This is a genomic window from Haloferula sp. BvORR071, from assembly GCF_000739615.1.
In the GTDB taxonomy this organism is placed as follows: Bacteria; Verrucomicrobiota; Verrucomicrobiia; order Verrucomicrobiales; family Akkermansiaceae; genus Haloferula.
This window is the reverse complement of record NZ_BATP01000005.1, coordinates 75,635-87,722: the sequence shown is the minus strand read 5'-3', so window position 1 is coordinate 87,722 and position 12,088 is coordinate 75,635. Positions and strand designations below refer to the sequence as shown.

The 12,088-nt window shown below is 61.3% G+C and carries 9 protein-coding genes; 6 read left to right on the top strand and 3 right to left on the bottom strand.

What is annotated here, in order from left to right:
- Window positions 1-29: 29 nt before the first annotated feature.
- The gene (locus tag BV071_RS04385; protein WP_052572883.1) at window positions 30-1,631 is read right to left on the bottom strand and encodes a glucan biosynthesis protein; all 1,602 of its coding nucleotides are present in this window, start codon (window positions 1,629-1,631) and stop codon (window positions 30-32) included.
- A gap of 149 nt (window positions 1,632-1,780) precedes the next feature.
- Here BV071_RS04385 and BV071_RS04380 point away from each other — a divergent pair, with 149 nt between their 5' ends.
- From BV071_RS04380 to BV071_RS04370, 3 genes are all read left to right on the top strand, one after another.
- Entirely contained in the window at window positions 1,781-2,272 is a 492-nt protein-coding gene (locus BV071_RS04380) for an LURP-one-related family protein (RefSeq protein ID WP_035602979.1), read from the top strand.
- Between the two features lie 62 nt (window positions 2,273-2,334).
- Window positions 2,335-3,243 carry a methyltransferase gene (locus BV071_RS04375; RefSeq protein ID WP_265594061.1) on the top strand — a complete coding sequence of 303 codons (909 nt, stop codon included), beginning with the start codon at window positions 2,335-2,337 and terminating at the stop codon, window positions 3,241-3,243.
- A 33-nt stretch (window positions 3,244-3,276) separates the two neighbouring features.
- Window positions 3,277-3,618, top strand: a complete 342-nt coding sequence (locus tag BV071_RS04370; RefSeq protein ID WP_035602729.1) for a zinc ribbon domain-containing protein YjdM — start codon at window positions 3,277-3,279, stop codon at window positions 3,616-3,618.
- Between the two features lie 76 nt (window positions 3,619-3,694).
- Here the strand turns inward: BV071_RS04370 and BV071_RS04365 are convergent, their stop codons facing one another.
- On the bottom strand, window positions 3,695-6,613 hold the full coding sequence (locus tag BV071_RS04365) for a choice-of-anchor tandem repeat GloVer-containing protein (protein ID WP_081885783.1): 2,919 nt from the start codon (window positions 6,611-6,613) through the stop codon (window positions 3,695-3,697).
- 225 nt (window positions 6,614-6,838) lie between these two features.
- The gene (locus BV071_RS04360; protein ID WP_035602723.1) at window positions 6,839-7,636 is read right to left on the bottom strand and encodes a hypothetical protein; all 798 of its coding nucleotides are present in this window, start codon (window positions 7,634-7,636) and stop codon (window positions 6,839-6,841) included.
- Between the two features lie 115 nt (window positions 7,637-7,751).
- On the opposite strand from BV071_RS04360, the gene BV071_RS04355 reads away from it, so the two are divergent.
- The 3 genes from BV071_RS04355 (at window position 7,752) to BV071_RS04345 (ending at window position 12,076) form a co-directional block, all read left to right on the top strand.
- Window positions 7,752-8,333, top strand: coding sequence for a 2'-5' RNA ligase family protein (locus tag BV071_RS04355; protein WP_035602720.1), 582 nt, complete (start codon window positions 7,752-7,754; stop codon window positions 8,331-8,333).
- Between the two features lie 104 nt (window positions 8,334-8,437).
- Window positions 8,438-8,908: an SRPBCC family protein gene (locus BV071_RS04350; RefSeq protein ID WP_035602717.1), complete on the top strand. Its 471-nt coding sequence runs from the start codon at window positions 8,438-8,440 to the stop codon at window positions 8,906-8,908.
- A gap of 99 nt (window positions 8,909-9,007) precedes the next feature.
- Entirely contained in the window at window positions 9,008-12,076 is a 3,069-nt protein-coding gene (locus BV071_RS04345; protein ID WP_052572880.1) for a hypothetical protein, read from the top strand.
- Window positions 12,077-12,088 lie beyond the last annotated feature (12 nt).

Sequence of the window (12,088 nt, the reverse complement as noted above, 5' to 3'; positions counted from 1 at the left end):
CGGACCCTTTTGCCTTCCTTCGCGTGATCCTAGTGGGTCCGCTTCCAGAGGTAGATCCAGCGCTCGGAGACGACCTTGCCATTCTCGTCCTGGAGCTCGCAGGTCATGTCGATGTCGTTCACGTCCTTCGAAGGATCGAGCACGAAGAAGGCGCGGAGAACCTGCGGCATGTGGAGCTGGTCGCTGCGGCCGATGCCGGCGGGAACGTCATCGACATTCGGCATGCTCAGGTCGGTGAGGCCCACGTGCAGGAGCTTGACCCCGGCTTGGTTCACGGTGACGACCGGCTTGAACTTCGAGGCGTCGTCCCATTTCGGGTCGCCGACCTTCTTCTCCGGGTTGAGCGGCTTGGCGAAGTCGATGCTCATCAGCACCTCGTCCGGCTTCTGCACGGGATTGCCGGCGCGAGTGGCGCGCACGGCGAAGAGACCGGAGGGTGGCAGGTCGCGGACCCACTTGAGCTTGTAATGGACGCGGAAAGGCTTGCCGACTTCGGGCGCGGGAGTCGGCTCCCAGACGAGGATCACGTTGTCATTGGTCTCATCGATGGTCGGCATCTCGATGAGGTGGAGCTTGCCGTTGTCGAAGCCGGATATGGGCTCGACCTTCACGCTCGGGCGATTGTGGTAGCCCGCTTCCACATCCTGATAGGATGCGAAGGAGCGGTCGCGCTGGACGAGGGCCCAAGAACGCGGCTTCTCCATGGTGAAGACACAGTGGCGGAACTGGTCCTTGGTGTGTTCCAGCGGGCGGTAGTGCAGGTTGCCGCTGCCAAGCTCCATCAGGAAGCCGTCGCTATCGTGGACCTCGGGACGGAAGTCGTAGGGCCGCGGGTGGGTATTCTCGCCGAACCAGAACATGCTGGAGAAAGGGGCGAGGCCAAGCTGCTGGACCGGGCGGCGCAGGGTCAGCTCCGCCTCCACGTCCATCACCGTTTCCACACCGGGTGTGACGGTAAACTTGTAAGCTCCCGCGACGCTCTCGCCTTCCAGCAGGGCGGTGGCGGTCAGGGACTTGGCGTCCTTCTCCGGGTGATCGAGGTGGAACTCGCTGAAGTCCGGGAATTCCTCCGCCACACCGGGCAGGCCGCTGTTGATCGAGAGGCCGCGGGCGGACAGGCCGTAGGGCGCGTCCTTCGGGATCGCGCGGAAGTAGCTGGCCCCGAGGAAGACCAGGAACTCGTCCATGTACTTCTCCGAGTTCAGGTGAGTGCGCGCGCGCCAGCCGGCGTAGCCGGGAGGCGGCGGGGTGCCCGCGGGGATCTTGTTCTTGCCGTAGTCGAAGAGCGAGGTGTCGAAGTCCAGATGCTTGGCCTCGCCGTTGTTCACTTCGTAGAGCGAGACGGTCTTCTTGGCGGTCCAGCCGGGGTGGAAGAAGTCGATCGAGAAGGGGCCCTCGCCCCACCACAGGCCGGACTCCATCTTGAAGCGGATGTCACGGTGCTGGTCGTAGGTAAGCTTCGCCCAGAAGTCGTCGAGCTTGGCGCCGTGGGGCGCGTAGGGCTTGGCGGCGAGATCGCGCGCCTTGGCGCAGAGGCGGTCGAAGTCGGTTTCGGCGGCGGCCGGCAGGCAAGCGGAAAGGGCGGAGCCAAGCAGCAAGGAGGCGCTCAGAAGGTGGCGACGGGATTTCATGGGTGGAGCAGTGGCGGCAGGCCGGGGCCTTTGTCGCACCCAACAGCCTGCGTGGCAAGGATCTGCGACGTCTTGCCGGTCCTTGCGATTACGATTCCGGCCGAGTCTTCCCATCGACCGCTGGAAAGATCCGCCTAACATCCCCGGCCATGCGCTACGCCCTCAGGCAGAAATTCTGGAGTTTCGGGGAAGATTTCACCATCCGCGACGACGAGGGCAGGGACTGCTACATCGTGGACGGGCGCGTCTTCAGCTTCGGCGACAAACTCTCGATCCATGACATGGAGGGCAGGGAGGTGGCCTACATCGAGCAACGCCTCCTCTCCTGGGGGCCGAAGTATGAGATCCACCGCCCGGGGCGGGATGTGGTGGAGGTGGCCAAGGAGCACTTCACCTTCTTCTACTGCAAGTTCACGGTGGATGGTCCGGGCAGCGAAGAGGACTACGAGGCCGACGGTGACTTCTTCGACCACGAGTATCTACTGAAGTGGTCCGGGCAAACGGTCGGGCGGGTGAGCAAGGAGTGGTTCACCTTCAGCGACAGCTACGGGATCGAGATCGGGGGTAGCGAAGATCCGGTGCTGCTACTGGCAATTACGGTGGTGATCGATATGGTCTGCCACGATGAGAAGAAGCACTGAGGGCAGTCGGACATTTCAGTCTTTCCCATGGGCGAGACGGCGTGAAAGATCGCCGCCCGTCGATGCCGTCACCGAACGAAACTCCCGCCATGGCCCGCTGGCTGTCCGAACGCCAGCAACTGGAGAGCGAACTCGGCGAGAAGATCACGCTGGATGCTCTAACGGGACCGCGTGGTCTAGCGGGAGGTAGTGCCCTTATGGACGATGCCGGTGGCGCGGCGGGCTGGTTGATCGCGCAGCGCAAGGCCGGGCACCGACACTCGATCGATGATGTGCTGACGGCTTGGTATGCGCTGCAGGTTTCGCCGCCGGTGACGGAGCATCTGGATCTTGGGACCGGGATCGGCACGGTGGGGCTGCTGACGCTGTGGGGAATGGGCCCAGTGGCGCGGCTCACTTGTGTCGAGGCGCAGGAGATCAGCTATCGGCTACTGCAATCAAATCTGGATGCGAACGGGATCCGGGAGCGGGTGGATTGCTCGCACGGGGATCTGCGCGAGTTGGCGCTGGGCCGCAAGTTTCCACTGGTGACAGGGAGTCCGCCCTACTTCCCGGCGAATGCCGGGGTGGTACCGCAGGACTCGCAGAAGGCACATGCGCGCTTCGAGTTGCGCGGGGATGTCTCCGACTATGCGAAGGCGGCGGTGAAGCATCTCGCGCCCGGCGGTTGGTTCGTGCTGTGTTTTCCCTTTCCGCAGAAGCAACGGGCGCTGGACGGCATCGCGGCTGCTGGGCTCGCCACGGTGAAGCTGCGGGATGTGGTTCCACGTGAGAGCTTGCCGCCTCTGTTCTCGCTCTACGCTTGCCGGCACCGGGATGAAGTGGGGGACGTGGCGATGGAGGTAGAAGAGCCTTTCACGGTCCGCGAGCAGAGCGGCCGCCTCACTGCGCAGATGGCGGCGGTGCGACGCGGTTTCGGTTTCGAAGATGGCGCGGCGCACGGCGGGCATGAAGCGCCAAGGATGGCTTGAGTTCCCACCTCCAATCGTCTCTTCTAGTTCCTCATGAGCACCCCGGTTTGTCCCATCTGTGAGTCGTCTGAAGTTTTGGTCCACTCGGATCACTACGAGTGCCTGACCTGTGGGCACGAGTGGCCGAAGGAATCCCTGGCCGATGAGCCCGCTGCCGACCGCGTGGTCAAGGACGCCTACGGTCACGTCCTCGCGAATGGGGATGTCGTTGCGATGATCAAGGATCTCAAGCTGAAGGGCTCCTCGCAGACCCTGAAGATCGGCACGAAGTCGAATGCCATCCGCCTGGGGGATGGCGATCACGAGATCTCCTGCAAGATGGACGGACTCGCGATCGGCTTGAAGGCGTGCTTCGTGAAGAAAGTGAATGCCTGAGGCAAGGATAGGGCCGCCTTGAAAGGCGACTGCGAGGCAGGGCTCCAGATCGCCGGACCCCTGCCTGCTTTGCAAATCAATGAGCCGCTTTCAGCAGCCCGCCGAGGAGCTTCGGCAAGGCGATACCGTAGACGTTCACTTCCAGCGGGCTTTCGTCCGGATCGCTGCTGGTGATGGTCAGCTTCGCGGATTTCAGGCCGGGTGAGGTCGGCGCGAAGCGGACCGCGCAGCTCGTGCTGGAGCTCCCCGGAACAGTCGAGGCGGGCAGGCCCGTGATGGCGAAGTGCCCTGCTCCGCCGCCACTAAGGGTGGCAGCGACTCCCGTGAGGGGCGCGGTGCCGCTGGTATTGCGGATGGTGAGCGTGAGGGTTTCGGGGCTGGCGATTCTGACCAGTCCGAAGCTGAGGATGGCCCCATTTGACAAGACCCGGCCGTTGCCGGTCTCCACGGAGATATCGGGAGATCCGGTGGTCACGAAGCTGGCGATAGCACCGCTTTGCTCAGCCGGTGTCTCGTCATTCACCGCGACTGCACGGAAGTAGTAGGTTGTTTCCGGGGCCAATCCGCTGAGGGGCACCTGGACATTCACCGGCTCGGTTCCTGCCGGGACGGTCGCCGCCGAGACGGTGGTGAAACTGGAGAGATCGGGGCTGGTGCCATACTGGAAGCTGACCGTGGTCGGGTAGCCGCCGGGGTTCACGCTCGCATGGAGGGTTGCGGTGCTAGCGGCAATCTCCGTTGCGGCTTCGGTTTCGATTTCCGCGCCGAAGAGGATGCGGAAGATCGAGCCACCGCCGGCGGGCTTGCCGTCTTCCGTCACGCCGCCAAAGGAGGTGGTGCCATAGAGGCAGCCATCGCTGGCGGCCGTCAGACCCGCCAAGGGACTTGCACCATGGATTCCGTCGAACTGGAGCACGGTGGAGAACTCGCCATTCTTGGTGATCCTGAACAGGCTGCCCACCTCTTGCCAAGTCGATTGAAGGCCGCGCGTGGCACCATAAAGCGCTCCATCCGGAGCTTCCACCAGTTGCCCCACGGGATAGGCATCAGCGCCAGGGCTGAACGCATGCAAGGTGGTAATCTCACCGGAGGGTGTGACCTTGAAGATCGTGCCGGTGCTGGTCGGGCCTCCCTCGGGCGTCACCCCGTAGAAGTTGCCATCGGAGGCTTCGATCAAGCCGGTCGACGGGTGTCTGCTACCCTCCTCGGTATTGCCGAACTCAGCCAAGGTGGTGAGCACTCCCTCGGGGCTGACCTTGAACACCGTGCCAGTTTGCTCGGCCCCGCCGTGAATCGTGGTGCCATAGAGACTGCCGTCCGAGCCATAAACCAGGCCGGGTGCCGGGTAGGAGGACGTTTCCCCGTCGAACTCCGCGATCACCGTGAAGTTTCCAGCAGGGTCGAGCTTGAAGACGGTGCCGCCATAGAAGCTGCCACCATATTGGGTGGTGCCGTAGAAGTTGCCGTCCGGGCCCTTGGTGAGGCCGTTGAGCCGGTTACCGACGCCCTCTCCGAGAGTGAGGAAGTCCACGCGTTGATAGGCTTCATCAAGGGTGTAGATCTGGCCTTGGTTCTGTTCCCCGCCAGCGGTGTCGAAACCGAAGATGGTCCCGTCCTCTCCCTCTATCAAGCCGGAGTCGTAGGGCATGTAGATGTGATTTGTGTCGATAGGCGAGCCCGGGAAAAGGTTGAAGTCTCCCTGCGGCGTGAACCTGAAAATCGCATTGCCGAAATCTCCGTTGCTGCGGGTGCTTCCGTAGAAGCTGCCATCGCTCGCCTGCAAGAGCTTGGAGGCGGGCTGATTGTCCGGCAGGGGTTTGAAGCTGCTGATCACGGTGATCTCACCGGTCGCGCTCACGCGGAATGCCGAACCGCAATTGAATGCGCCACCAAAGCGGCTGAGACCCAGGAAGGTCCCATCCGGCTGCGGGATCACGCCACCGAAGGGATGGGCCGCTCCGCCGGATTCTGAATTCAAATTCGCGAATGTGCTCAGGCCTCCCGACTTCCCGCAGCGGTAGATCGTGCCGACGCCGAAAGCACCACCATATCCCGTGGTGCCATAGAGCATGCCATCCGGTCCTTCGACCAGCAAACCGGTGGGGAGGTCGTTTACCGTCGGATCGAATTCGGCAATCCGCGAGACTGTGCCCGCTTCGACTTTGAAGAGGTGCCAACTTGTCCCAATGCCACCGATATAGTTCACGCCGTAGAAATTCCCGTCCGAGGCCTGCATGAGGCTCTGCGGCTGGGCGTAGGCGATGTTCGGAAGACCCGCGAAATTCGCGACCACGCTTGCGTTGCCGGAAGGCGTGACTTGGTAGACCACGGGGCTTCCCGCGGAGTTCTCCCGGTTGATGCCGTAGAAGTTCCCATCAGTTCCCTGGATAGGATTGGTCAAGGAACCCCAGCCGACGGCGTCGTGGCTCCAGTCATGCAGCGTCGTCAGGACACCGTCAGGCGTGATCTGGAAGAAGGTGCCCAGTCCATTCGCTCCGCCTTCAATCGTGCAGCCGTAGAAGTTGCCATCTTGCTGCGATCGGAGCAGCGCCAAGCCAGGCCCGAAACCATCGGCCCCGCCACTGAATTCGTGCAGCATTGTGAACTCACCTTCCGGGGTGATCCGGTAGATCGTCCCGCCGCCACTTGCTCCGCCACGCATGGCGGTTCCGTAGAAGTTTCCGTCCGCGCCTGGAGTCAGGTAGGTCCCCGGAAGCTCGCCATCGAAGACCGCGAAATGGTGGAGGGTGGTGATCGTTCCATCAGTCGCGATCTTGAAAATGGTGCCGGAACCGTAGGCGCCGTAACCGGAGGTTCCGTAGAGGTTTCCTGCCGCGTCGGACACTAGGCTTCCGTCCGGGTAGATGCCGTGAAGCTCGAAGGCATGCAAGGCCTCGAGGCGCGGCAGGGCGTGGGCTGTAGGGAGGATTGTGACTGCGCCCGATAGGGAGACTGCGGTCATCAAGACGAGCGGACGAAACGAGGAGAGTTTCATGGAGATGAGATGATTGGTGTTAGGGTAGCGCTGGGAGATATGCTAAAATGATTTTGAGTTGTCGATATTTTAGGGGTGTGTGGAGTGTTGTTTTGTGTATCCTCTTTGAGGCTGAGGTGTTTGGGTGCGGTGGTGCCGATTGTGGCGAAAATGGTGCCGCGCGCGGGTGGACACGATGCCTCGCGGATGAGTTGAGGGAGGATATCGGCTGCGTCTGCCGAAGCTTTATCCCGCGATGCTCCTTGCACGCTCTAACAGCTTGCCGATACTCTCTGCATCCATCGGATTCTGGTAGCAGCAGCACAGGACATCGCCGCCGATGCACCAGATCTCGCCCCGAGGCGCGGAGGTAAGCTGGGCGCGGACCTCCGGTGTCAGGAAGTGTTGTCCGGTGGCGGTATCGCCATCGATCGACCACTCCTTGGCCAGATCCGCGAAGGTAGGGTCCTTGTTCTCCTGCCGGCGCATCAGCTTGCGGGCGATCTTGCCCAAGCGCCACATGAAGAAGGCATTCGGCCAACCGACGGTAGCATCCGGCCATTTCTTTGGCAGGACCACCAAGGTGCGGTAGTGTTCCTGGGTGGATTTGCCGGAGCCGGTGACGAACTCGTATTCGCAGAGGTAGCAGCAGCCCCCGGAGGTGCTGCGGGTGGCGATCCAGCAGAGGCACCCGGGACCGTTGCGGAGATCGGTAGCATTCTTGAAGACCTCGAGGCCTTGAAAGAATGCGGATTTCTCCTCGGCAGTTGGTTCCAGTGTGACTTGGTAGCCGAGCGTGCGGAGCTTGTTTGCGATCCCTTGGCGGCGGTCGCGGTGGAGCTTCCTCATCAGGAAGACCGCGATGGCGAGCGAGATGAAGAACGGCCAGACCGCGATTGCGAAAATCCACAGGCCCAGCCCTTTGGTGACCGGGTGGGAGCTCAGGAAGAACATCAGCGCGAGCATTCCCGCCAGGCCGAGCAGGCAGATCAGGAGCCATTTTCCCGTGTGGCGGCTGGCAGAGCGGTAGGCGGGTGATGGCATGAGTGAGGGATGGGTGCGAAAGTCAGCTTTTGGGATGGCTGCCTTCAGATCTGTTCTAGCAGTTGAAGTATCTGACGACGGTGTTCTAGTTTATCCCAAGCCCGCTCCAATTGCCATGCCCAGCTCCTCGAAACGTTCAGAGGCCGATGACACCATCTTCTCGGCTATTCTTCCGAGTGAAGAGGTTGTTCAAGGTGCGGACGAAATTACGAGGAAGGTCTACCTCGATCATGGCCTGGACGGGAAGCCGCGGCCCATAAGCCAATTTCACGTTACCCTGGTCTATTTCGGGCTCTATGTGGACCTACAAGGCGACGGGATGGAATGGGTGAAGCGTGTGTGTGCGATTGCATCGGCCCGCACTTCGCCCTTTCAAGGGAATCTCAACCAAATCGGGCATTTCTTCAAACCTCCGGGACGCTCCGCTCCCTTGGTTTTGGCAAACGATCAGAAACAGCCGGGGTTCGAGGCCTGCTACAACGAGGCCTTCGATGAAGCAAAGGCGGTAGGCCTGAATGTGAAGCGGGAGAAATTTAATCCCCATCTCACGACGGGCTACTCGGTCAAACGTGTTTCTTTCCAGCCGATTGATGTGCTCTCGTGGGACGTTGGTGAGATCGTGCTGCTCCGGAGCTTCCATGGGCTGACCCGCTATGAAGAGTTGGGGCGCTGGGCTTTGAATGGGGAGGGGTGGTGAAAAGGAAGTAGCCCTGAAAAGTTTTTCGCCGGAAAATGTCCAGACGCGCGGCTGCCGTCCGTCGCTATGATGAAACACCGTCTCACCAAACCAAAACCGCCGCCATGTCCTCCGAAACCAACGCTACCACTGGAACCGTCCGCCTTCACCGTGTGCTCCGCGCCAAGCCGGAGCGGGTTTACCGCGCTTTCACCGATCCCGATGCGATGGCCAAGTGGCTGCCGCCGCACGGCTTCACCTGCAAGGTTCACCACATGGACGTGAAAGTCGGTGGTACCTTCCAGATGTCCTTCACCAACTTCAGCACCGGCAATGGCCACTCCTTTGGCGGGAAGTATCTCGAACTCGAACCTAACAAGCGGCTTCGCTATGATGACAAGTTCGACGATCCGAATCTCCCCGGCACCATGATTACCACTGTCGAGCTCCGTGAAGTATTCTGTGGCACGGAGCTGAATGTAGTGCAGGAAGGCATCCCGGCCATGATCCCGGTGGAAGCCTGCTACATGGGCTGGCAGGAATCGCTGCAGCTCCTGACCCTGCTGACCGAGCCTGAGATCCCAGATCACGGCTGAAATCTGGTGGCGGCAAGCGGGCTGTCCGACTGTTTTCTTGGCACTTGGAAAAATGGATAGAGTGCTGTAGGAATAGGCGGGACAGCCGCGAGAATCCGTATGCACCCGACGATTCGCCCAAGCCTCCTTTTCACCCTGGCCGTGCTGTGTGCCGGCAGTGCTGCCGCAGCCAATCCGCAACTCGGGATCAGCAGGGGAACGGGGGCGAATATGGTGGTCTCTTGGTTCGGGACGACCGGGGTTTCCTACCAACTGCAGACCAATACGGCCCTCGGGACTTGGGTGGATACCGGCGCGCCGATCAGCGGCGCGAACGCTGCGATCAATGTCACGGTTCCCATCACGGGGAAACCGCAGGCCTTCTTCCGCCTCAAGCCGCCGCCGCCCGATGTCATTACCGCGGTCTTCGTGACAAGCTCGGGAGTTCTCAACGTCACCGGCGGGGATCAGGACAATGTCATCACCATCAGCCGTGATGCGGCGGGGAATCTGCGAGTGAATGGCGGTGCTGTGACGATCACCGGTGGCAGCTCCACTGTGGCCAATACTGCCCGCATCGATATCTTTGGCAGGGATGGCGATGACCATCTCACGCTGGATGAATCCCTGGGAGCTCTTCCAGCGGCACGGCTCTTCGGCGAAGCTGGTAATGACACCCTCACCGGGAGCTCCGGCGCCGATCTGCTGGATGGCGGCACGGGTGATGATGCTCTCTTCGGTAAGGGTGGCGTGGACAATCTGCTCGGCGGGGATGGCAATGACCTCCTCACCGGTGGCGATGGCGATGATCTGGTCTCCGGCGGCAACAACAACGACCGCCTGATTTGGAATCCGGGGGACGACAACGACCTGAACGAAGGCGATGCCGATATCGACACCATCGAGATCAACGGGGGCAATGGGGCGGAAACCTTCACCGTCACCGCCAATGGAGTCCGCGTACGTTTCGATCGGGTGACTCCCGCGCCCTTCACGCTCGATATTGGCACCTCTGAAAAGCTGGTGCTGAATGCCAATGGCGGCGACGATAGCTTCAGCGCGGCGGGCAACTTGGCCGCGCTGATCCAGATCACCGTGGATGGCGGTGCGGGTGCCGATACGATCTTGGGTAGCAATGGCGCGGATGTGCTGCTGGGCGGCGATGACAACGACTTCATCGATGGTAACCAGGGCAACGATGCAATCTTCATGGGCGCGGGCGAGGATGTCTGCCAGTGGGATCCCGGTGATGGCAGCGACACGGTGGAAGGCCAGAGCGGGAATGACAGCCTCCACTTCAATGGTTCCAACATCGCGGAGAACCTCACGGTCTCGGCCAATGGGGGCAGGGTGATTTTCACCCGTGATGTGGCGAATATTGTGATGGACCTCGATGACATCGAAACGCTCGACCTCAATGCGCTCGGCGGAGCGGACAGCCTCACGGTGAATGACCTTACTGGCACCGATCTCACGACCGTCATCGCCGATCTCGCGGCCACGGGCGGGGTGGGGGATGGCGTGGTGGACAATGTAATCATCAATGGCTCTGCTTCGGACGATGTCGTCACAGCAATCCTGTCCTCAGGGGACCTGGTTGTATCGGGGCTGGCGGCGCAGGTGGTAGTGGATGGCTTCGAGGCTTCCCTCGATACTGTCCGGATCCAAACGCTCGCGGGGGAGGATGTGGTGGATGCCTCTGCTGTGCCGGTGGGAGGGCCGCGTCTGGTGGTGGATGGAGGAGTTGGAAACGACATCCTGCTCGGCAGTGCCGAGGTGGATACGCTTCTCGGCGGAGACAACGATGACGTGCTGATCGGAAATGGCGGTACGGATACGCTCGATGGCGGGGTGGGCGACAATATCCTGATCGAGGATGGGCCTAACATTACTTCAGGGATCGTGACGGTCTCTGGTGATGCCGCAGACAATACGATCACGATCTCGCGGAATACTGCCGGGGCGATCTTTTCAAACGGCATCGCCATCCCCGGGGCAACTGTCGCGAACACTTCGCTGATCCGCGTTTTCGGCAAGGGAGGCAACGACACTCTCAGTGTGGTGGAAACGAATGGGGCCTTGCCTGCTGCGTTCCTCTTCGGTGGGGCGGGGAACGATACCCTCACGGGAGGCTCGGGCGGTGACTTGCTCTTTGGCGGTAGCGGGAACGACTCGGTCCTCGGCAAAGGGGGAACGGATCTTCTCTTCGGTGGTGCGGGCAATGACACCCTGACCGGTGGCGATGCCGACGATCAGGTCTTCGGCGAGGCCGATACCGACCGCCTCATCTGGAATCCTGGCGACGACACGGATCTCAATGAAGGCGGCCCGGGAACCGACACCGTGGAGGTGAATGGAGGCAACGGTACCGAGAGCTTCACCACCACCGCCAATGGCACACGGGTGCGCTTCGACCGGATCGATCCTGCGCCCTTCAGCCTTGATATTGGCTCGACTGAGGAGCTTGTCCTGAATGCGAATGGCGGTGACGATTCCTTCAGTGCTACGGGAAACCTTGCGGCCCTGATCCACATCACGGTGGACGGCGGGTCGGGTGCGGATACGATCCTGGGCAGCAATGGCAGTGATGTGCTGCTCGGCGGTGACGACAAGGACTTCATCGACGGCAACCAAGGCAACGACACGATCTTCTTGGGAAGCGGCGACGATATCTGCCAATGGGATCCCGGCGACGGCAGCGATATCGTGGAGGGGCAGGATGGCAGCGACACCTTGCTCTTCAACGGCTCAAATATTGCCGAGAACTTCGATGCTTCCGCGAATGGGGCGCGGGCTCGCTTTACGCGGAATGTGGGGAATATCGTGATGGATCTCAACGACGTTGAAATACTGGACCTGAATGCCTTTGGTGGGGCCGATAACGTGACGGTCAACGATCTCAGTGGTACCGATCTCATCAACGTAGTCGCCGATCTTGCCGCCTCTGGTGGAACGGCGGGGGATGGGGCGGTCGATGTCATCACACTCAACGGAACCGCTGCCGCGGATTTCGTCTCGCTCACGGCCAGCGCACCGAATGTCACCGTCACCGGGCTTCCTGCCACCGTCGGCATCCTCCTGCCGGAGGTGGCGAATGACCGGGTCATCATCAATGGCCTCGGTGGCATCGATAGCTTCAGCACGGGTGTCGGCGTCACGAATCTGATCGGCGTGACGACCAATCAGTGAGGACGCCGTGCT